Below are 20,647 nucleotides of genomic sequence, written 5' to 3' on the forward strand. Positions count from 1 at the left end.
CCGGCTGGAAGTCGGCTGGAGGGAGGGTCGAGGTTCCACGGCATCGCAGGTCGGAAGGGGTGCCCCGGCTCCCGGTGGGAGGGCGGTGGCCCGATTCCTTCCAGCGATCCTGAGAGCGTCCGCGAGCGGCCGCGCCGTGGAAGTGAGAAGCCCGGCCGGGAGGACCCGGCCGGGCGGCGTGACGGAACCGGTGGGGATCAGGCCAGGTCGGCCGCTTCCACTTCCTCCCGGGTGATGCCCAGCAGGTACAGCACCGCGTCCAGGAACGGTACGTTCACCGCGGTGTGGGCGGCCTCGCGGACCACCGGCTTGGCGTTGAAGGCCACGCCCAGCCCGGCGGCGTTCAGCATGTCCAGGTCGTTGGCCCCGTCACCGATGGCCACCGTCTGGGCCAGCGGCACACCCGCCTCGGCGGCGAAGCGGCGCAGCAGCCGGGCCTTGCCCGCCCGGTCCACGATCTCGCCGGTGACCTTGCCGGTCAGCTTCCCGTCGACGATCTCCAGGGTGTTCGCCGAGGCGAAGTCCAGCCCCAGCCGCTCGCGCAGGTCGTCCGTGACCTGCGTGAAGCCGCCCGAGACCACGCCCACCTGGTAACCCAGCATCTTCAGGGTCCGGATCAGGGTGCGGGCCCCGGGGGTCAGCCGGACCTCGGAGCGGACCTTGTCCACCACCGACGCGTCCAGCCCCGCGAGCAGCGCCACCCGGGCGTGCAGGGACTGCTCGAAGTCCAGCTCCCCGCGCATGGCCCGCTCGGTCACCTCGGCGACCTCGGCCTCACAGCCCGCGTGGGCGGCGAAGAGCTCGATGACCTCGTCCTGGATCAGGGTCGAGTCGACGTCCATCACCACCAGCCGCTGGGCCCGGCGGTGCAGGCCCGCGGACACCACGGCCACGTCGACGCCGATCTGCGCGGCGGTGGTGGCGAGGGCGGTGCGCAGGGGTTCGGTCTCGGCGCCGGAGACGGCGAACTCGACCGCCGTCACGGGATACTTCGCGAGCCGGAAGATGCGGTCGATGTTGCCACCGGTCGCGGTGATCCGGGAGGCGATGATGGCCGTGGACTCCGCGGTGAGCGGGTGCCCGAGGACGGTGACGTGGGAACGTCCGCTGCCGCGCGGCCGGTTGTCACCGGTGCCGGAGAGGATCTCCGCCTGGAGCTTGAGCGACTCGGCCCAGCTGTGGACGGTGGCCCGCAGCTCGCCCTCGGAGCCGCCGGCGGGCTTGGTGACGAGAACGCACAGGACGATGCGGCCGCGGGTGACGACCTGCTCGATGTCGACGACATCGACGGAGTAGGCGGCGAGGGTGTCGAACAGCCCGGCGGTGATCCCGGGACGGTCCTTGCCGAAGATCTTGACGAGGAGGGTGGGGACGTCGGAGGTCTGCGAAGCGCTCATGGTGCCCTCACCGTATCTTCCCCACCCGGCGCACCGGACCCCCGTCCCACTTCCTGAACGCGCCGCGCCCCACCGCGCCGCGCCGCACCCCACCGGCCGGCCCCGAGGCCCCCCGGACCCCCGCCCCGAACGCGGGCGGCGCACCCGGTGATCCCTGATCACTACCGAGCGGTAATCGGCGGACGCTCGTCCGGAAGCCGGGACGAGAAGTCCCCTATTTCACTCTCCGGGTGGCTTTCGACCCCGTCGACGGGCATACGCGGGCGCCCTCGGAAGGCCCCGATTCCACATGTGGCCGAAGGCCTGAAATAGTTCCCCCGGATGTTCGCCATCCCTAGACTCCCTGGCATCAGGGGGATTCTCGGGGGACCTAAGTGGGGCTGGAGTGCCGGAACTCGTACTGGAATTGAATGGAAGGACCTGGACGCTCGATCCGTCCAGGTCGTACTCGCTGGGGCGCGATCCCCAGGGGGACGTGGTGATCGATGACGCCCGGGTGTCGTGGCGGCACGCCACCATCACCTGGAACGGCCGGGGTTGGGTCATCGAGGACCACGGCAGCACCAACGGCACCTACGTGCACGGCGCGCGGGTCCAGCAGACCGAACTCGTGCCCGGTACGCCGGTCCACCTCGGCAACGCGACCGACGGGCCGCGGCTGAATCCGACCGCTGCCGCCGCACAGCAGCAGCAGGTGCAGCAGCCCGCCTACCAGGCCCCTGTCGCTCAGCAGCAGGCCCCGGCCTACCAGGCCCCGGTCCAGCAGCAGGCCTGGGACCAGCAGCACCAGCAGTACCAGCAGGCTCAGCAGCACCAACCGCACCAGCAGCCGCAGCAGGCGTACGTACCGCAGCAGCAGGGCGGTCCGGCGCAGTCCGCCGCCCCGGCCGCCCACGGCGGGGACCGCAGCCCGACGACGTTCCACCAGATCGCCGTCGGCCACGTCATGCGCATCGGCCGTGCCCTGGAGAACGAGCTCGTAGTCTCGGACCTCCAGGTCTCCCGCCACCACGCGGAGTTCCGCTCCACCAGCGGACGCTTCGAGATCCACGATCTCGGCAGCCACAACGGCACCTACGTCAACGGCCAGCCGCTGCCCAAGTCCGGCAGCACCCTGCTCGGCCCGAACGACATCGTCGGCGTCGGCCACTCCACCTTCCGGATCGTCGGCGACCGTCTCGAAGAGTTCGTCGACACCGGTGACGTCTCCTTCTCGGCCCGCCACCTCACGGTCACGGTCGACGGCGGCAAGCAGATCCTCAAGGACGTCACCTTCGGCGTCCCGGAGAAGTCGCTCATCGGCGTCATCGGCCCCTCCGGCTCCGGAAAGTCGACGCTCCTCAAGGCGCTGACCGGCTACCGGCCCGCCAACGAGGGCGACGTCCTCTACGACAACCGCAACCTGTACAAGCAGTTCGCGGAGCTCCGCCAGCGCATCGGCCTGGTCCCGCAGGACGACATCCTGCACAAGGAGCTGAAGGTCAGCACGGCCCTCAAGTACGCGGCCAAGCTCCGCTTCCCCGGCGACACCGCCGAGTCCGAGCGCGCCGCCCGCATCGACGAGGTGCTGCGCGAGCTCAAGCTCGACATCCACAAGGACAAGAAGATCACCTCGCTCTCGGGTGGTCAGCGCAAGCGCGTGTCAGTGGCCCTGGAGCTGCTCACCAAGCCGTCGCTGATCTTCCTGGACGAGCCGACCTCCGGCCTCGACCCGGGCATGGACCGCGACGTCATGCAGCTGCTGCGCGGCCTCGCCGACGACGGCCGCACCGTCCTCGTCGTCACCCACTCCGTGGCCGAGCTGTCGCTCTGCGACAAGCTGCTGGTCATGGCGCCGGGCGGATCCGTCGCCTACTTCGGCCCGCCGGACGAGGCGCTGAACTTCTTCGGCTACACCACCTGGGCCGACGTGTTCTCCGCCTTCGAGAACTACCGCGACTACGACTGGGCCGGCCGCTGGAAGGGCTCGCAGCACTACCAGCTCTACGCCGCCGACCTCGACGCGGTCGCCCCGCAGCAGGTCGCGATGCCGCCGCAGCAGATGATCCCGCCGAAGCCGCAGGGCTGGGGCTCGCAGCTGTGGACGCTGATGCGCCGCTACGTCTCGGTGATCGCCTCCGACAAGGGCTTCCTCGCCCTGATGCTGCTGCTGCCCGCCGTCCTCGGCGTGGTCTCCATCGTGATCCCCGCGAAGTTCGGCCTGGCCCCGCCGACCCCGCCGAGCCGCTTCAACGGCGACGCCGGCACGATCATGCTGATCCTCGCGGTCGGCATGTGCTTCTCGGGCGCGGCCAACTCGGTCCGTGAGCTGATCAAGGAACGCGTCATCTACGAACGGGAGCGCGCGACCGGCCTGTCCCGGTCGGCGTACCTCATGTCGAAGGTGATCGTCCTCGGCCTGATCACGGCCATCCAGGGCGTGATCATCTGCGCCATCGCCTTCACCCCGCGCAAGCTGCCGGCCGAGGGCCTGTTCATGAACCCGGCCGTCGAGCTCTGCGTCTCGGTCACCGCGCTCGGCTTCACCGCGATGATGTTCGGCCTGGTGATCTCCTCGCTGGTGAAGACCGCCGAGAAGACCATGCCGCTGCTCGTCATGTTCGCGATCGTCCAGGTCGTCTTCACCGGCATCCTGTTCCAGCTGTACGACAAGATCGGCCTGGAGCAGTTCGCCTACCTGATGCCGTCGCGCTGGGCCATCGGCGCCGCCGGCACCACCCTGAACCTGGGCAAGCTCATGGCGCCGTGGGACCCGCAGAACCCCACCAACACCGACCCGCTGTGGGACCACACCACCGGCCAGTGGTTCGTGGACGTCTTCGTCCTGCTGCTGCTCGGCGTGATCTGCGGCTTCGCGGTGGCGCGCCTGCTGCGCCGCCACGAGCCCGAGGTCATGCGCAAGTAACGCGGCCGGAGTAACGCGGCCGGCGGGGGCCCGCCCCCGTACGCGAACGCCTCAGGGCGGCACCCGGAACTCCGGGGGCCGCCCTGAGGCGCATGGGGGGTGCGGGGGCGCCTAGTAGGCGCTGTTCACGTTGTCCATCGAGCCGTAGCGGTCGGCGGCGTAGTTGCACGCGGCGACGATGTTCGCGACCGGGTCGTACAGGTCGAACTTGGTGCCCTTGACGTGGTACGCGGCGAAGGTCGGCTGGATGACCTGGAGCAGGCCCTTCGACGGGATGCCGTTCTGGGCGTTGATGTCCCAGTTGTTGATCGCGCGGGGGTTGCCGCTCGACTCGCGCATGATGTTGCGGTGGATGCCGGAGTAGGTACCCGGGATGCCCTCCTTCTTCATGATGAAGAGGGCTTCCTTGATCCAGCCGTCCAGGTTGTTCGCGAAGACCGGGGTGCGGACCGCGGAACGGCTAGCCGCCGCCTTCTGGTCGCGGTCCTTCTTCGCCTGCGCCTCGGCCTTCGCCTTCGCGGCGTCCTTGGCCTTCTGGTCCGCGACGACCTGCTGCGCGTTGAGGTTCTGCTTCACCGACTGGCTCCAGGCCACGGGGGCCACGGACACGACCGCCTCCGGCCGCGCCTGGGCGGCACCGTCGGCGGCACCGGCCGGGACGAGGGAGAAGGCGAGGGCGGCGGCACCGAGCGTGGCGACACCGGCGAGGGAGAGCTTGTGTGCCTTCGTCAGACGACTGTGACCGGGAGTGCTGGAAGCAGACATGGCGGGGCAACCTCTTCGACGGGGGCACCCCATGGGGAATCAGGGGGCGGTGCCAGGACAGCGCCGCGAGGATCCGGGATCCGGCGGCGCTGGGCGACGTCGACATTCTTAGCGGCGGCAAAATCGCCTGGCAAAGGTGTGACGTACGATCCCGCTTAGTGGATCAGCCCCGGCGGCCGGAGCCCCGATGAGCCCCCCGGCGCAAGGTGCACCCGCACTGACAGCGCCTTTATCCGTCCACTAGGCGGCTTCGTAAGTGATGTGCGTCCTATGCCCGGGCTCACATCGGCCACGTAACGGTCTCACCCAGAGTTGCAGCCGCAACGCACCGCGTGACCGGAGTCCGCCTTCAGGACGGGCCGGACCCCCGCCGCCTCCTCCTCAGGGTGGAGGAGCGGCACCGCAGCCCCCGCCCCCCGTAGGACCGGGTCCGGCCGCGGTCCTACGCCCGAAGCCCGATCCCGCAGGTCAGGGCCGCCGGTACGGTGACCCCATGCACAACGGACCCCGCTCGGGACTGGCGGCCGTCAGCAGCGCGCTGCTCGCCATGAGCCGCCGCCTGGAGGTCCACGACGTCCTGCGGACGATCGTCGCCTCCGCCCGCGAACTGCTGGACGCCGAGTACGCGGCCCTGGGCGTCCCGGACGACCACGGCGGCTTCGCCCAGTTCGTCGTGGACGGCATCAGCGAGGAACAGTGGCGCCGCATCGGCCCCCTGCCCCGCCAGCACGGCATCCTCGCCGCGATGCTCCACCAAGAGGAGCCCGAGCGGCTCGCCGACGTGCGGGAGGACCCGCGCTTCGGGGGCTGGCCCGCCGCCCACCCCGACATGTCCGACTTCCTCGGCCTGCCCATCCGGGACGGGGAGGAGACCCTCGGCGCCCTCTTCCTCGCGAACAAGCGCGGCGGGAGCGGCCCCGGCGGCGGCCCCGGCGGCTTCACCGACGAGGACGAGGAACTCCTCTCCCTCCTCGCCCAGCACGCCGCCATAGCCCTCACCAACGCCCGCCTCTACGAGCGCAGCCGCGAGCTGACCATCGCCGAGGAGCGCTCGCGCCTCGCCCACGAGCTGCACGACGCCGTCAGCCAGAAGCTGTTCTCCCTGCGCCTGACCGCCCAGGCCGCCGCCGCCCTCGTGGACCGCGACCCCGCCCGGGCCAAGGGGGAGCTCCACGAGGTCGCCGCACTGGCCGCCGAGGCCGCCGACGAGCTGCGCGCCGCCGTCACCGAGCTGCGGCCCGCCGCGCTGGACGAGGACGGCCTCGTCGCCACCCTGCGCAACCACGTCCGCGTCCTGGACCGAGCCCACACCGCGGCCGTCACCTTCACCTGTGACGGCGTACGGGCACTGCCCGCGTCTCAGGAGGAAGCCGTCCTGCGCGTCGCCCAGGAAGCCCTCCACAACGCCCTGCGCCACTCCGGCGCCGACCGCGTCGAGGTCACCCTCGCCCGCACCACCGGCGGCGGCGCCCTGCTGCGCGTGCGCGACTGGGGCCGGGGCTTCTCCCCGCCCACCGTCCGCAGGGCGGGCCGCCACCTCGGACTGGTCTCCATGCGGGACCGCGCGAGCGGGGCCGGAGGCCGCCTCGACGTCCGTTCGGAGCCCGGTCGGGGCACCACGATCGAGATGGAGGTACCCGGTGGCTGAGGTTCCCGGCCCCCGCCGCATCCGCGTCCTGCTGGTCGACGACCACCAGGTGGTCCGGCGCGGCCTGCGCACCTTCCTGGAGGTCCAGGAGGACATCGAAGTGGTCGGCGAGGCCGCCGGCGGGGAGGAGGGCATCGCCCGCGCCGAGGAGCTGCGGCCCGACGTGATCCTGATGGACGTCAAGATGCCCGGCACCGACGGCATCGAGGCCCTGCGCAGACTGCGCGGGCTCGCCAACCCGGCACGGGTCCTGATCGTCACCAGCTTCACGGAACAGCGGACCGTGGTGCCCGCCCTGCGGGCCGGCGCCGCCGGATACGTCTACAAGGACATCGACCCCGACGCGCTCGCCGGAGCCATCCGCTCCGTCCACGCGGGCCACGTCCTGCTCCAGCCGGAGGTGGCCGAGGCCCTGCTCGCCGCCCAGGACGACCAGCCCGCCGGGGCGGGCCGCCCCGGCGCGCTGACCGACCGCGAGCGGGAGGTCCTCGGCCTGATCGCGGACGGCCGCTCCAACCGCGAGATCGCCAGGGCGCTCGTCCTCTCCGAGAAGACGGTCAAGACGCACGTGTCGAACATCCTGATGAAACTGGACCTCTCCGACCGGACGCAGGCCGCGCTGTGGGCGGTCAGACACGGCCTCGCGGACTGACCGGAACGACAATCCCTTCAAGAGAGATTCATACGGTCGGGTGTATGTAGCCCACATGGCGTATCCCCACGGGCGGGGGCGCCGTTCTCCAGCACGTGCCGCGACGGCTGGTCGCGGCAGACGCACTGGAGGACGAGAACGTGAAGAACTTCAAGAAGGCCGCAGCCGCCACCATGATCGCGGGCGGCCTCGTCGCCGCCGGCGCCGGTGTCTCCTCGGCGCACGGCGGTGCGTCGGCGGAGGGCGAGGCCCTGAACTCGCCCGGCGTGGCCTCCGGGAACCTGCTCCAGGTCCCCGTGCACGTCCCCGTGAACGTGGTCGGCAACACCGTCAACGTGATCGGCCTGCTCAACCCCGCCTTCGGCAACACCGGCGTCAACGCCTGACGCACCCGGCCGGCTCCCGCACCCCCCGGGTGCCGGCGGCCGCACCCCGCAGGCACGGCCCCGCTTCCCCCCTTCTCCCCGGGAAGCGGGGCCGTGCCGCACCCGGCCCGCCGCCGCGGCTAATGCCGTTCGACCGCCGCGTTGTACGCCGCGACCAGCGCCCGCCGGGCCACCCGCTCCACCGGCCGCAGGGCCTCGGCCCGCGCCGCCATCTCCGAGGCGGCCACCGCGCCGCCGTGCCCGTTCTCGTACGCCAGCGACACCATCAGGTCCACCCGCTGCGCCAGCGCCAGCACCCGTACCGCCCGCGGCGGGTACCCCGGCGCCAGCACCTCACGGCCCGCCTCCGCCCGCGCCCGGTACGCCGACAGCGCCGCGTCCGCCACCGGACCCGAAGCCGCCACGTCCAGCCGGGTCAGCACCACCGTCGCCTCGCGCAGCGCCTCCGCCAGCTCCCGCTCCGCCTCACCCAGCGAGGGCACGTCCGCCGGCGGGGCCTCCCGCACCGGCAGGCACTGCCACAGCACCGAGACGTGCACGTCACCGGCCGGACCCGCCTCCGTCACCTCCGGCACCAGACCCAGCGCCGCACCCGCGCACACCACGGCCTCCTCGGCCTCCAGCGCCCGCGCGTTGAACTCCGGCGGCCCGCTCAGCCCCAGCGGATGCCCCGGCGCCGGCAGCGCCACCCGCAGCCCGCTCACCCCCAGCCCACGCAGCCGCCCGAGCGCCAGCGTGAGCCCGACCGGCCCCGCTTCCCCCGGCAGCCCGGCCACCCGGTGCACGGCGTCCTCGCCCACGATCGACAGCGCGGCCTCGTCGGGCGAGACCAGACCGGCCAGCAGAGCGTTCCCCCAGGCGGCCAACCGCCCTGAACGTGGTTCGAAAAGCATCCCCCCACTCTACGGATCCGGCGCCGGACCCGGCCTGGCGCCCGTAGCCCTCCGCGAGTGGCGTAGGTTTTCCCCTGGGGCCGCGCCTACAGGCGCGCACAGAGAACCGTGACTGCAAGGGGTGACAACACGCTCATGAGCGATGTTCTGGAGCTGGTGGACGTATCCGTGGTCCGCGAGGGCCGGGCTCTGGTGGACCAGGTCTCCTGGTCGGTGAAGGAGGGGGAGCGCTGGGTCATCCTCGGCCCCAACGGCGCCGGCAAGACCACGCTGCTGAACCTCGCCTCCAGCTACCTCTTCCCCACCAAGGGCTCCGCCACCATCCTCGGCAGCACCCTCGGCAAGCCCGGCGCCGACGTCTTCGAGCTGCGCCCGCGCATCGGCGTCGCCGGCATCGCGCTGGCCGACAAGCTCCCGAAGCGGCAGACCGTCCTGCAGACCGTGCTCACCGCCGCCTACGGCATGACCGCGACCTGGCAGGAGGAGTACGAGGACGTCGACGAGCAGCGCGCCCGCGCCTTCCTCGACCGCCTCGGCATGAGCGACTACCTCGACCGCAAGTTCGGGACGCTCTCCGAGGGCGAGCGCAAGCGCACCCTGATCGCCCGCGCCCTGATGACCGACCCCGAGCTCCTCCTCCTCGACGAGCCCGCCGCGGGCCTGGACCTCGGCGGCCGCGAGGACCTCGTACGCCGCCTCGGCCGCCTCGCCCGCGACCCGATGGCCCCGTCGATGGTCATGGTCACGCACCACGTCGAGGAGATCGCCCCCGGCTTCACGCACGTCCTGATGATCCGCCAGGGCAAGGTCGTCACCGCCGGTCCCATCGACCTGGAACTGACCTCGCGCAACCTCTCCCTCTGCTTCGGCCTCCCGCTGGTCGTCGAGCGCAACGACCACGACCGCTGGACCGCCCAGGGCCTGCCCCTGCGCTAGCGCCGCGGCCCCGGCCCCGGTCCGCCGCCGGGCCGGGGCGCGTGCCGGTGCTCGCGCCCTGTCCGGACCGCACCCACCCGACCTACCATGACGATGTGAACATCGACGCGTGGGTGTGGTGGCTCATCGGCGCGGCCGGACTGGGCATCCCGCTCGTCCTGACCGCACTGCCGGAGTTCGGCATGTTCGCCGTCGGCGCGCTCGCCGCCGCCGGTGCGGCGGCCCTCGGCGGGGGAGTGGTGGCCCAGGTCCTGGTCTTCGTCGTCGTGTCGGTCGCGCTGATCGCCGTCGTCCGGCCGATCGCCAACCGCCACCGCGACCAGCGCCCCCAACACCGCAGCGGCATCGAGGCGTTGAAGGGAAGATCCGCCGTCGTCCTCGAACGCGTCGACGGCAGCGGCGGCCGGATCAAGCTCGCGGGCGAGGTCTGGTCCGCCCGCACCCTCGACGTCGACAGCAGTTTCGAACCGGGTCAGTCCGTCGACGTCGTCGACATCGACGGGGCGACCGCGGTCGTCATGTGAGCAAGCAGCCCACCCGCGGCCCCGGTGTCTGCGAGACTCCGCTGAACGGGGCAGCACAGACAGCCGGAAGGGCACGGGGAACCGCATGCAACCGATCATCATCGTCCTGATCATCCTGGTGGTTCTGGTCTTCATCGCCCTGGTCAAGACGATCCAGGTGATCCCGCAGGCCAGCGCAGCCATCGTCGAGCGGTTCGGCCGCTACACCCGCACCCTCAACGCGGGCCTCAACATCGTCGTCCCGTTCATCGACTCGATCCGCAACCGGATCGACCTCCGCGAGCAGGTCGTCCCCTTCCCGCCGCAGCCGGTCATCACCCAGGACAACCTGGTCGTCAACATCGACACCGTCATCTACTACCAGGTGACCGACGCCCGCGCCGCGACGTACGAGGTGGCCAGCTACATCCAGGCCATCGAGCAGCTCACCGTCACCACCCTGCGCAACATCATCGGCGGCATGGACCTGGAGCGGACGTTGACCTCCCGCGAGGAGATCAACGCCGCCCTGCGCGGAGTCCTCGACGAGGCCACCGGCAAGTGGGGCATCCGCGTCAACCGCGTCGAGCTCAAGGCGATCGAGCCGCCGACCTCCATCCAGGACTCGATGGAGAAGCAGATGCGCGCCGACCGCGACAAGCGCGCCGCGATCCTCCAGGCCGAGGGTGTCCGCCAGTCCGAGATCCTGCGCGCCGAGGGCGAGAAGCAGTCCTCCATCCTCCGCGCCGAAGGTGAGGCCAAGGCCGCCGCGCTCAAGGCCGAGGGCGAGGCCCAGGCCATCCGTACGGTCTTCGAGTCCATCCACGCCGGCGACGCCGACCAGAAGCTCCTCGCCTACCAGTACCTCCAGATGCTTCCGAAGATCGCCGAGGGCGACGCCAACAAGCTCTGGATCGTGCCCAGCGAGATCGGGGACGCCCTCAAGGGCCTCTCCGGCGCCATGGGCAACTTCGGCCCCATGGGCGGCGGTTCGGGCGGCTTCAACCCCCAGGCCCCCGGCAAGAGCGTTCCCGAGGCCGACAGCGCCAAGGAGCGCCGGGAACAGCCCCCCATCGACTGACGCCGCCCTCCCCTCATGCATGATCAGTGAGGCCCCTCGACCTTCATGGCGGGGAGGCGACTCACTCACGCAAAGGGGATGGCTCCGTCCATGTCCATGTCCATCTGGGAATCCCTCGCAGTCCTGGCCGCCGGAATCGGCGCCGGCACCATCAACACCATCGTCGGTTCCGGCACCCTGATCACCTTCCCCGTGCTGCTCGCCACCGGACTGCCCCCGGTCACCGCGAACGTGTCCAACACCCTCGGCCTGGTGCCCGGTTCCCTCAGCGGGGCCTTCGGCTACCGCAAGGAGCTCCGGGGCCAGCGCGCCCGCGTCCTGCGCTTCGGAGCGGTCTCGCTCGTCGGCGGCCTCGCGGGCGCGATCCTGCTCCTGCTCCTGCCGTCGGACTCCTTCGACACGATCGTGCCCGTCCTCATCGGCCTGGCCCTGGTCCTCGTCATCCTTCAGCCCCGCCTCGCCGCGGCCGTGCGCCGCCGCCAGGAAGCCGCCGGCGGCGACACCGCGCACCCGGACGGCGGCCCTGCCCTCATGACCGGCATGCTGCTCGCCAGCGCCTACGGGGGCTACTTCGGCGCCGCGCAGGGCGTCCTCTACCTCGGGCTGATGGGCCTCTTCCTCCACGACGACCTGCAGCGCATCAACGCCGTCAAGAACGTCGTCGCCGCCCTCGTCAACGGCATCGCGGCCGTCTTCTTCCTCTTCGTCGCCGAGTTCGACTGGACGGCCGTGGTCCTGATCGCCATCGGCTCCACCATCGGCGGCCAGATCGGCGCCAAGGTCGGCCGGCGCCTCCCGCCGACCGTCCTGCGCGGAGTCATCGTGACGGTCGGGATCCTCGCGATCGTCCAGCTCCTCCTCCGCTGAACGGCGTACGAGGAGTACGCCGCCCAGCGGACGAGTTGCTCAGGCGCTACGCCCGAGCCACTCGGGCAGCCCGTCCTGCCCGCCCACACCGAGGGCGAGCAGCATCGCGTCGGCCGGAGACGGGACGAAGGGCTTGCGCAGCAAGGGCATCCCCGCCTCCTCCGGAGTCCGCGCCGCCTTGCGGTGGTTGTCCTCGGCGCAGGAGGCCACCGTGTTCAGCCACGTGTCCCCACCGCCCTGCGCCCTCGGCAGTACGTGGTCCACGGTCGTCGCGCGCTTCCCGCAGTACGCGCACCGGTGTTGGTCCCGGACCAACACCCCCCTCCGTGACCAGGGAGCATGTCTTCGGAAGGGCACCCGCACGTACCTGCACAACCTGATCACCCGCGGCATCGGCAACTCCATGGTGGCCGCACGCACACGCAGCTCGGGATGCGACTGTTCGACCACGGCCTTGTCCTGGAGCACCAGGACCACGGCCCGGTTCAGCGTCACCGTCGACAACGGCTCGAAGCTCGCGTTGAGTACCAGCGTGTCCCGCATCTCGCCCACCTCCCGTGTGCAGGCCCGCGACCACCCCGGCGGCAGGGCCCGCAACCACTCTGGCCGCGCGCGCCACGCGGGACAACGCAATAAAAATGCCCGGTCCTGGCCGTCTTTAGACCAGGACCGGGCGAACACGCGGAGAACGATCAGCGCAACGGAGCCTCGTACTCACCGATCAGCTGGGCCCGGCCGAGCGCGTGGAAGCGCAGATGGAAACCGACGACCGCCGGGGAGGAGTCCTCGTCCGGCCCGAGCTGCTCCCGGTCCACCGCGTACACGGTGAACACGTACCGGTGCCGCTCCCCGCGCGGCGGAGCCGCGCCGCCGAAGTCACGCGTGCCGTAGTCGTTGCGCGCGTGCACGGCACCCTCGGGCAGCCCGGCGAAGTCCCCGCTCCCCGCACCGGCCGGCAGCTCGGTCACCGAGACCGGCAGGTCGAAGAGCACCCAGTGCCAGAACCCGCTGCCCGTCGGGGCGTCCGGGTCGAAGCAGGTCACCGCGAAGCTCTTCGTCCCCTCGGGGAAGCCCTCCCACCGCAGCTGCGGCGAGACGTTCTTGCCCGTCAGGACCTGGGCCGCGTGCAGATCGGCCCCCGGTGCGACGTCGTCGCTCGTCACCGTGAAGGAAGGAACCTCCGGGTGGAAGGCGTGCGGAAGGGGGGCCCTGTTCTGTTCGGCCACTGCTGTACCTCCTGAGGGGAAACGCATACGGGCGTACGGGCCCGAGCCTAGAACCAGTTGCGCTGCGAACCGACCGACGCGATCCACTGGTTCAGGTACGCGGCCCAGTCCGTTCCCTCGTACGACTGCAGACCCACCTGGAAGCAGCGGTAGGTGTCGCTGCCCTCGCTGAACAGGCCCGGCTTCTTGTCCATCTCCAGCACGACGTCCATCTCACGGCCGTCCGAGACGAAGGTCAGCTCCACCTGGTTCAGACCGCGGTACTGCGACGGCGGCAGGAACTCGATCTCCTGGTAGAACGGCAGCGTCTGCCGGGTGCCGCGGATGTGCCCGCGCTCCATGTCCGCACTGCGGAACGAGAAGCCCAGCTGCCGGAAGGCATCGAGGATCGCCTGCTGCGCCGGCACCGGGTGCACGTTGATCGGGTCGAGGTCACCCGCGTCCACCGCGCGCGCGATCTCCAGCTCGGTGCTGACCCCGATGTTCATCCCGTGCAGGTGCTGGCCCCCGAAGTGGGTGATCGGCGTCTCCGCCGGGATCTCCAGCCCGAACGGCACCACGTGCAGTGCGCCGGCCTGCACCTGGAAGGCACCGCCGAGGCGCTGCTTGGTGAAGACGACGTCCTGCTTGTACTCGTGGTCGCCGCCCTCCACCTCCACGCGCGCCTGGAGGCCGACGGACAGGCCCTCGATCTGCTGCTCCACGGACCCGCCCTGGATCCGGACCTCGCCCTGGACGATCCCACCCGGCACGACGTTCGGCTCGGTGATGATCGTGTCCACCGAAGCACCACCGGCACCCAGGCTCGCGAACAGCTTCCTGAACCCCATGCTCTATCTCCCCTGATACGGATCTAAGGATCTGGCGACTACGTCGCGCCTACCCCTTACCAACGCGGAACCTTAGGCCCCGGTTGCACGGGCGCCCGTTCCACTACGCTCGACCGGATGAGCGCGCGCCCCGACCGTACGCCCCTGTCCCGCTCCTTCTTCGACCGGCCGGTCCTCACCGTGGCCCCCGACCTGCTGGGCCGCGTCCTCGTCCGCCGTACGCCGGACGGCCCCGTGGAACTGCGCATCACGGAGGTCGAGGCCTACGAGGGCGCGGCCGACCCGGGCTCCCACGCCTACCGAGGCCGCACCGACCGCAACGCGTCGATGTTCGGCCCGCCCGGACACGCGTACGTCTACTTCATCTACGGCATGTGGTTCAGCCTCAACCTGGTGTGCGGTCCGCCCGGACACGCGAGCGGTGTCCTGCTGCGCGCCGGGGAGATCACGGTGGGCGCGGACCTCGCAGCCAAACGTCGGCTTTCCGCCAGAAACCCCAGAGAACTGGCCAAGGGCCCGGCTCGCCTGGCCACGGCCCTCGACATCGACCGTTCCCTGGACGGCACGGACCTCTGCGCCGGCCCCGATTCCCCGCTGACCCTCCTCACGGGTACCGCAACCCCGTCCGACCTGGTCGGCAACGGGCCCCGGACCGGAGTCGGCGGCGCGGGGGCCGCCCATCCCTACCGCTACTGGATCACCGGCGACCCGACGGTGAGCCCCTACCGCCCCCACGCGCCACGCCGCCGCTCGACTTGACTCGGCCGTGACGGACCCCTAACGTAGCCCGAGCCGCTTGAACGGGGTACTGCCTTCGCAGACCCCCAGAGCGGCCAAACCACTACCTACGACTTACCCCTGGCGGGGTCCTATTCGGCATGCCCGAATTCCCTGCCCGTCGGCTCGATTATGAGTCGCAAGGGGAAAGCGCTAACGTAGCGGAGCGCCGAAAGGCACAGACCCTCCAACGGTCACCGAATTCAAATCCAGAACCGGAAACGGCGTGGAAATGATCTGGTAAGGTTGGAATCGCCGGAAAGGGAAAACGCGAAAGCGAAGGACCTGGAAAGCGAAGCGCGAAAGACTCTGGTAGAGTCGGAAACGCAAGAACACAGAACGAAAGCCCGGAGGAAAGCCCGACAGGGTGAGTACAAAGGAAGCGTCCGTTCCTTGAGAACTCAACAGCGTGCCAAAAATCAACGCCAGAAGTTGATACCCCGTCCACTTCGGTGGATGAGGTTCCTTTGAAAAAGACCTGTGAGGTCGCCTTCGGGTGATGCTTGCAGGCAACCAAACACAGCGAGGACGTTGTGGCGCGTCGGTCATATTCCGACATGACGTGCCCGCTCAACGTGTGTGTGCACCCGATTACGGGTAAACATTCATGGAGAGTTTGATCCTGGCTCAGGACGAACGCTGGCGGCGTGCTTAACACATGCAAGTCGAACGATGAAGCCCTTCGGGGTGGATTAGTGGCGAACGGGTGAGTAACACGTGGGCAATCTGCCCTTCACTCTGGGACAAGCCCTGGAAACGGGGTCTAATACCGGATACCACTCCTGCCCGCATGGGCGGGGGTTGAAAGCTCCGGCGGTGAAGGATGAGCCCGCGGCCTATCAGCTTGTTGGTGGGGTAATGGCCCACCAAGGCGACGACGGGTAGCCGGCCTGAGAGGGCGACCGGCCACACTGGGACTGAGACACGGCCCAGACTCCTACGGGAGGCAGCAGTGGGGAATATTGCACAATGGGCGAAAGCCTGATGCAGCGACGCCGCGTGAGGGATGACGGCCTTCGGGTTGTAAACCTCTTTCAGCAGGGAAGAAGCGAAAGTGACGGTACCTGCAGAAGAAGCGCCGGCTAACTACGTGCCAGCAGCCGCGGTAATACGTAGGGCGCAAGCGTTGTCCGGAATTATTGGGCGTAAAGAGCTCGTAGGCGGCTTGTCACGTCGGATGTGAAAGCCCGAGGCTTAACCTCGGGTCTGCATTCGATACGGGCTAGCTAGAGTGTGGTAGGGGAGATCGGAATTCCTGGTGTAGCGGTGAAATGCGCAGATATCAGGAGGAACACCGGTGGCGAAGGCGGATCTCTGGGCCATTACTGACGCTGAGGAGCGAAAGCGTGGGGAGCGAACAGGATTAGATACCCTGGTAGTCCACGCCGTAAACGTTGGGAACTAGGTGTTGGCGACATTCCACGTCGTCGGTGCCGCAGCTAACGCATTAAGTTCCCCGCCTGGGGAGTACGGCCGCAAGGCTAAAACTCAAAGGAATTGACGGGGGCCCGCACAAGCGGCGGAGCATGTGGCTTAATTCGACGCAACGCGAAGAACCTTACCAAGGCTTGACATATACCGGAAAGCATTAGAGATAGTGCCCCCCTTGTGGTCGGTATACAGGTGGTGCATGGCTGTCGTCAGCTCGTGTCGTGAGATGTTGGGTTAAGTCCCGCAACGAGCGCAACCCTTGTCCTGTGTTGCCAGCATGCCCTTCGGGGTGATGGGGACTCACAGGAGACCGCCGGGGTCAACTCGGAGGAAGGTGGGGACGACGTCAAGTCATCATGCCCCTTATGTCTTGGGCTGCACACGTGCTACAATGGCCGGTACAATGAGCTGCGATACCGTGAGGTGGAGCGAATCTCAAAAAGCCGGTCTCAGTTCGGATTGGGGTCTGCAACTCGACCCCATGAAGTCGGAGTCGCTAGTAATCGCAGATCAGCATTGCTGCGGTGAATACGTTCCCGGGCCTTGTACACACCGCCCGTCACGTCACGAAAGTCGGTAACACCCGAAGCCGGTGGCCCAACCCGTAAGGGAGGGAGCTGTCGAAGGTGGGACTGGCGATTGGGACGAAGTCGTAACAAGGTAGCCGTACCGGAAGGTGCGGCTGGATCACCTCCTTTCTAAGGAGCATATAGCCGACTGCGATCGAATGAATCGCACGGTTGCTCATGGGTGGAACGTTGATTATTTGGCACGGTTTCCGGATGGAATCACGAGTACTGCTTCGGCGTGGAAAGTGAGTCACTGACGGGGATCGTGCCTGGCACGTTGTTGGGTATCTGAGGGTACGGCCGTAAGGTCTTATCTTCGCGATGCCGGCCCCAGTGAACCTGGTCCTTTGGGATGAGGGTGATGGGTGGCTGGTCGTTGCTTGAGAACTACACAGTGGACGCGAGCATCTGTGGCCAAGTTTTTAAGGGCGCACGGTGGATGCCTTGGCACCAGGAACCGATGAAGGACGTGAGAGGCCGCGATAGGCCCCGGGGAGCTGCCAACTGAGCTTTGATCCGGGGGTGTCCGAATGGGGAAACCCGGCAGTCGTCATGGGCTGTCACCCATGCCTGAACACATAGGGCATGTGGAGGGAACGAGGGGAAGTGAAACATCTCAGTACCCTCAGGAAGAGAAAACAACCGTGATTCCGGGAGTAGTGGCGAGCGAAACCGGATGAGGCCAAACCGTATGCGTGTGATACCCGGCAGGGGTTGCGCATGCGGGGTTGTGGGAATGAGCTTGATCGGTCTGCCGGCCGGTCGGCGAGTCAGAAACCGTTGATGTAGTCGAAGGACATGCGAAAGGTCCGGCGTAGAGGGTAAGACCCCCGTAGACGAAACATCAGCGGCTTGCTTGCTCATCTCCCAAGTAGCACGGGGCCCGAGAAATCCCGTGTGAATCTGGCGGGACCACCCGCTAAGCCTAAATATTCCCTGGTGACCGATAGCGGATAGTACCGTGAGGGAATGGTGAAAAGTACCGCGGGAGCGGAGTGAAATAGTACCTGAAACCGTGTGCCTACAAGCCGTGGGAGCGTCGCTGTATGTGCTTGCACATACAGTCGTGACTGCGTGCCTTTTGAAGAATGAGCCTGCGAGTTAGCGGTGTGTAGCGAGGTTAACCCGTGTGGGGAAGCCGTAGCGAAAGCGAGTCCGAATAGGGCGATTGAGTTGCACGCTCTAGACCCGAAGCGGAGTGATCTAGCCATGGGCAGGTTGAAGCGGAGGTAAGACTTCGTGGAGGACCGAACCCACCAGGGTTGAAAACCTGGGGGATGACCTGTGGTTAGGGGTGAAAGGCCAATCAAACTCCGTGATAGCTGGTTCTCCCCGAAATGCATTTAGGTGCAGCGTCGTGTGTTTCTTGCCGGAGGTAGAGCACTGGATAGGCGATGGGCCCTACCGGGTTACTGACCTTAGCCAAACTCCGAATGCCGGTAAGTGAGAGCACGGCAGTGAGACTGTGGGGGATAAGCTCCATGGTCGAGAGGGAAACAGCCCAGAGCATCGACTAAGGCCCCTAAGCGTACGCTAAGTGGGAAAGGATGTGGAGTCGCAGAGACAACCAGGAGGTTGGCTTAGAAGCAGCCACCCTTGAAAGAGTGCGTAATAGCTCACTGGTCAAGTGATTCCGCGCCGACAATGTAGCGGGGCTCAAGCGTACCGCCGAAGTCGTGTCATTGCAGCAATAGGGCCAACGCCCGCTGTGATGGGTAGGGGAGCGTCGTGTGCCGGGTGAAGCAGCAGCGGAAGCTAGTTGTGGACGGTTCACGAGTGAGAATGCAGGCATGAGTAGCGATACACACGTGAGAAACGTGTGCGCCGATTGACTAAGGGTTCCTGGGTCAAGCTGATCTGCCCAGGGTAAGTCGGGACCTAAGGCGAGGCCGACAGGCGTAGTCGATGGACAACCGGTTGATATTCCGGTACCCGCTTTGAAACGCCCAATATCGAATCAGGCGATGCTAAGTCCGTGAAGCCGTTCCGGACCCTTCGGGGAAAGGAAAGTGGTGGAGCCGACGAACCAGACTTGTAGTAGGTAAGCGATGGGGTGACGCAGGAAGGTAGTCCAGCCCGGGCGGTGGTTGTCCCGGGGTAAGGGTGTAGGCCGAGGGGTAGGCAAATCCGTCCCTCATTAAGGCTGAGACCTGATGCCGAGCCGATTGTGGTGAAGTGGATGATCCTATGCTGTCGAGAAAAGCCTCTAGCGAGTTTCATGGCGGCCCGTACCCTAAACCGACTCAGGTGGTCAGGTAGAGAATACCGAGGCGTTCGGGTGAACTATGGTTAAGGAACTCGGCAAAATGCCCCCGTAACTTCGGGAGAAGGGGGGCCATCACTGGTGATCGGACTTGCTCCGTGAGCTGGGGGTGGCCGCAGAGACCAGCGAGAAGCGACTGTTTACTAAAAACACAGGTCCGTGCGAAGCCGTAAGGCGATGTATACGGACTGACGCCTGCCCGGTGCTGGAACGTTAAGGGGACCGGTTAGTGACCTTTCGGGGTTGCGAAGCTGAGAACTTAAGCGCCAGTAAACGGCGGTGGTAACTATAACCATCCTAAGGTAGCGAAATTCCTTGTCGGGTAAGTTCCGACCTGCACGAATGGCGTAACGACTTCTCGACTGTCTCAACCATAGGCCCGGTGAAATTGCACTACGAGTAAAGATGCTCGTTTCGCGCAGCAGGACGGAAAGACCCCGGGACCTTTACTACAGTTTGATATTGGTGTTCGGTTCGGCTTGTGTAGGATAGGTGGGAGACTTTGAAGCCGTGACGCCAGTCATGGTGGAGTCGCCGTTGAAATACCACTCTGGTCGTGCTGGATGTCTAACCTCGGTCCGTGATCCGGATCAGGGACAGTGTCTGATGGGTAGTTTAACTGGGGCGGTTGCCTCCCAAAGGGTAACGGAGGCGCCCAAAGGTTCCCTCAGCCTGGTTGGCAATCAGGTGTTGAGTGTAAGTGCACAAGGGAGCTTGACTGTGAGACCGACGGGTCGAGCAGGGACGAAAGTCGGGACTAGTGATCCGGCGGTGGCTTGTGGAAGCGCCGTCGCTCAACGGATAAAAGGTACCCCGGGGATAACAGGCTGATCTTCCCCAAGAGTCCATATCGACGGGATGGTTTGGCACCTCGATGTCGGCTCGTCGCATCCTGGGGCTGGAGTCGGTCCCAAGGGTTGGGCTGTTCGCCCATTAAAGCGGTACGCGAGCTGGGTTTAGAACGTCGTGAGACAGTTCGGTCCCTATCCGCTGTGCGCGTAGGAATATTGAGAAGGGCTGTCCCTAGTACGAGAGGACCGGGACGGACGAACCTCTGGTGTGCCAGTTGTCCTGCCAAGGGCATGGCTGGTTGGCTACGTTCGGGAGGGATAACCGCTGAAAGCATCTAAGCGGGAAGCCTGCTTCAAGATGAGTATTCCCACCTCCTTGAGAGGGTAAGGCTCCCAGTAGACGACTGGGTTGATAGGCCAGATGTGGAAGCCCGGTAACGGGTGGAGCTGACTGGTACTAATAGGCCGAGGGCTTGTCCTCAGTTGCTCGCGTCCACTGTGTTAGTTCTGAAGCAACGAACGGTTGCTGGTTTCTAGAGCTAGAACACAACTACAGAGTGTGCTTGTTCGCTCGAAACCGATAGGGTTTCGGTGGTCATAGCGTTAGGGAAACGCCCGGTTACATTCCGAACCCGGAAGCTAAGCCTTTCAGCGCCGATGGTACTGCAGGGGGGACCCTGTGGGAGAGTAGGACGCCGCCGAACAATCTTTCAAAGGACCCTTGGTC

15 protein-coding genes and 3 rRNA genes are annotated in these 20,647 nt (G+C 67.2%); 12 read left to right on the forward strand and 6 right to left on the reverse strand.

Annotated features, from left to right (window positions below):
* Positions 1-197: 197 nt before the first annotated feature.
* Positions 198-1,397, reverse strand: a complete 1,200-nt coding sequence (gene serB, locus SLAV_RS28325) for a phosphoserine phosphatase SerB (RefSeq protein WP_030233530.1) — start codon at positions 1,395-1,397, stop codon at positions 198-200.
* Between the two features lie 385 nt (positions 1,398-1,782).
* On the opposite strand from serB, the gene SLAV_RS28330 reads away from it, so the two are divergent.
* On the forward strand, positions 1,783-4,302 hold the full coding sequence (locus SLAV_RS28330) for an ABC transporter ATP-binding protein/permease (protein ID WP_030233533.1): 2,520 nt from the start codon (positions 1,783-1,785) through the stop codon (positions 4,300-4,302).
* 111 nt (positions 4,303-4,413) lie between these two features.
* On the opposite strand, the gene SLAV_RS28335 is transcribed toward SLAV_RS28330, so the two are convergent.
* On the reverse strand, positions 4,414-5,067 hold the full coding sequence (locus SLAV_RS28335; RefSeq protein WP_030233535.1) for a transglycosylase SLT domain-containing protein: 654 nt from the start codon (positions 5,065-5,067) through the stop codon (positions 4,414-4,416).
* Between the two features lie 493 nt (positions 5,068-5,560).
* On the opposite strand from SLAV_RS28335, the gene SLAV_RS28340 reads away from it, so the two are divergent.
* From SLAV_RS28340 to SLAV_RS28350, 3 genes are all read left to right on the forward strand, one after another.
* Positions 5,561-6,715 carry a GAF domain-containing sensor histidine kinase gene (locus tag SLAV_RS28340; protein ID WP_030233538.1) on the forward strand — a complete coding sequence of 385 codons (1,155 nt, stop codon included), beginning with the start codon at positions 5,561-5,563 and terminating at the stop codon, positions 6,713-6,715.
* Complete coding sequence (locus SLAV_RS28345) at positions 6,708-7,367, forward strand: response regulator (RefSeq protein ID WP_030233539.1); 660 nt, start codon at positions 6,708-6,710, stop codon at positions 7,365-7,367. The genes SLAV_RS28340 and SLAV_RS28345 overlap by 8 nt, the downstream gene beginning before the upstream one ends.
* 140 nt (positions 7,368-7,507) lie before the next feature.
* Positions 7,508-7,753: a chaplin gene (locus SLAV_RS28350; protein ID WP_030233543.1), complete on the forward strand. Its 246-nt coding sequence runs from the start codon at positions 7,508-7,510 to the stop codon at positions 7,751-7,753.
* Positions 7,754-7,872: 119 nt separating this feature from the next.
* Here the strand turns inward: SLAV_RS28350 and SLAV_RS28355 are convergent, their stop codons facing one another.
* A complete protein-coding gene (locus tag SLAV_RS28355) occupies positions 7,873-8,646 on the reverse strand; it encodes an Rv1486c family protein (protein ID WP_030233546.1) in 774 nt (257 codons plus the stop codon).
* 135 nt (positions 8,647-8,781) lie between these two features.
* On the opposite strand from SLAV_RS28355, the gene SLAV_RS28360 reads away from it, so the two are divergent.
* The 4 genes from SLAV_RS28360 to SLAV_RS28375 all read left to right on the forward strand — a co-directional run bounded on the left by SLAV_RS28360 (position 8,782) and on the right by SLAV_RS28375 (position 12,033).
* Positions 8,782-9,582: an ABC transporter ATP-binding protein gene (locus SLAV_RS28360; protein WP_030233549.1), complete on the forward strand. Its 801-nt coding sequence runs from the start codon at positions 8,782-8,784 to the stop codon at positions 9,580-9,582.
* A 95-nt stretch (positions 9,583-9,677) separates the two neighbouring features.
* Complete coding sequence (locus SLAV_RS28365) at positions 9,678-10,106, forward strand: NfeD family protein (protein ID WP_030233552.1); 429 nt, start codon at positions 9,678-9,680, stop codon at positions 10,104-10,106.
* Positions 10,107-10,191: 85 nt separating this feature from the next.
* Positions 10,192-11,166: an SPFH domain-containing protein gene (locus tag SLAV_RS28370; protein ID WP_030233554.1), complete on the forward strand. Its 975-nt coding sequence runs from the start codon at positions 10,192-10,194 to the stop codon at positions 11,164-11,166.
* A 90-nt stretch (positions 11,167-11,256) separates the two neighbouring features.
* Positions 11,257-12,033 (forward strand): sulfite exporter TauE/SafE family protein, encoded by a 777-nt coding sequence (locus tag SLAV_RS28375; RefSeq protein WP_030233556.1) that lies wholly within the window; start codon positions 11,257-11,259, stop codon positions 12,031-12,033.
* A gap of 39 nt (positions 12,034-12,072) precedes the next feature.
* Here the strand turns inward: SLAV_RS28375 and SLAV_RS28380 are convergent, their stop codons facing one another.
* The 3 genes from SLAV_RS28380 to SLAV_RS28390 all read right to left on the reverse strand — a co-directional run bounded on the left by SLAV_RS28380 (position 12,073) and on the right by SLAV_RS28390 (position 14,089).
* Complete coding sequence (locus tag SLAV_RS28380; protein WP_030233558.1) at positions 12,073-12,576, reverse strand: HNH endonuclease; 504 nt, start codon at positions 12,574-12,576, stop codon at positions 12,073-12,075.
* 149 nt (positions 12,577-12,725) lie between these two features.
* Positions 12,726-13,259, reverse strand: coding sequence for a YbhB/YbcL family Raf kinase inhibitor-like protein (locus SLAV_RS28385; RefSeq protein ID WP_030233561.1), 534 nt, complete (start codon positions 13,257-13,259; stop codon positions 12,726-12,728).
* Positions 13,260-13,306: 47 nt separating this feature from the next.
* Complete coding sequence (locus SLAV_RS28390) at positions 13,307-14,089, reverse strand: sporulation protein (RefSeq protein WP_030233564.1); 783 nt, start codon at positions 14,087-14,089, stop codon at positions 13,307-13,309.
* A 117-nt stretch (positions 14,090-14,206) separates the two neighbouring features.
* Here SLAV_RS28390 and SLAV_RS28395 point away from each other — a divergent pair, with 117 nt between their 5' ends.
* The 4 genes from SLAV_RS28395 to rrf all read left to right on the forward strand — a co-directional run bounded on the left by SLAV_RS28395 (position 14,207) and on the right by rrf (position 20,624).
* Positions 14,207-14,848, forward strand: a complete 642-nt coding sequence (locus tag SLAV_RS28395) for a DNA-3-methyladenine glycosylase (protein WP_030233565.1) — start codon at positions 14,207-14,209, stop codon at positions 14,846-14,848.
* Positions 14,849-15,470: 622 nt separating this feature from the next.
* Positions 15,471-16,995: ribosomal RNA gene (locus tag SLAV_RS28405) — 16S ribosomal RNA — on the forward strand.
* 283 nt (positions 16,996-17,278) lie between these two features.
* Positions 17,279-20,401, forward strand: a 23S ribosomal RNA gene (locus SLAV_RS28410).
* Positions 20,402-20,507: 106 nt separating this feature from the next.
* Positions 20,508-20,624 (forward strand): 5S ribosomal RNA (gene rrf, locus SLAV_RS28415).
* Together the 16S, 23S and 5S rRNA genes form the textbook arrangement of a ribosomal RNA operon.
* Positions 20,625-20,647: the final 23 nt, after the last annotated feature.

The sequence above is a fragment of the Streptomyces lavendulae subsp. lavendulae genome, from assembly GCF_002803845.1.
GTDB classification, from domain to species: domain Bacteria; phylum Actinomycetota; class Actinomycetes; order Streptomycetales; family Streptomycetaceae; genus Streptomyces; species Streptomyces lavendulae.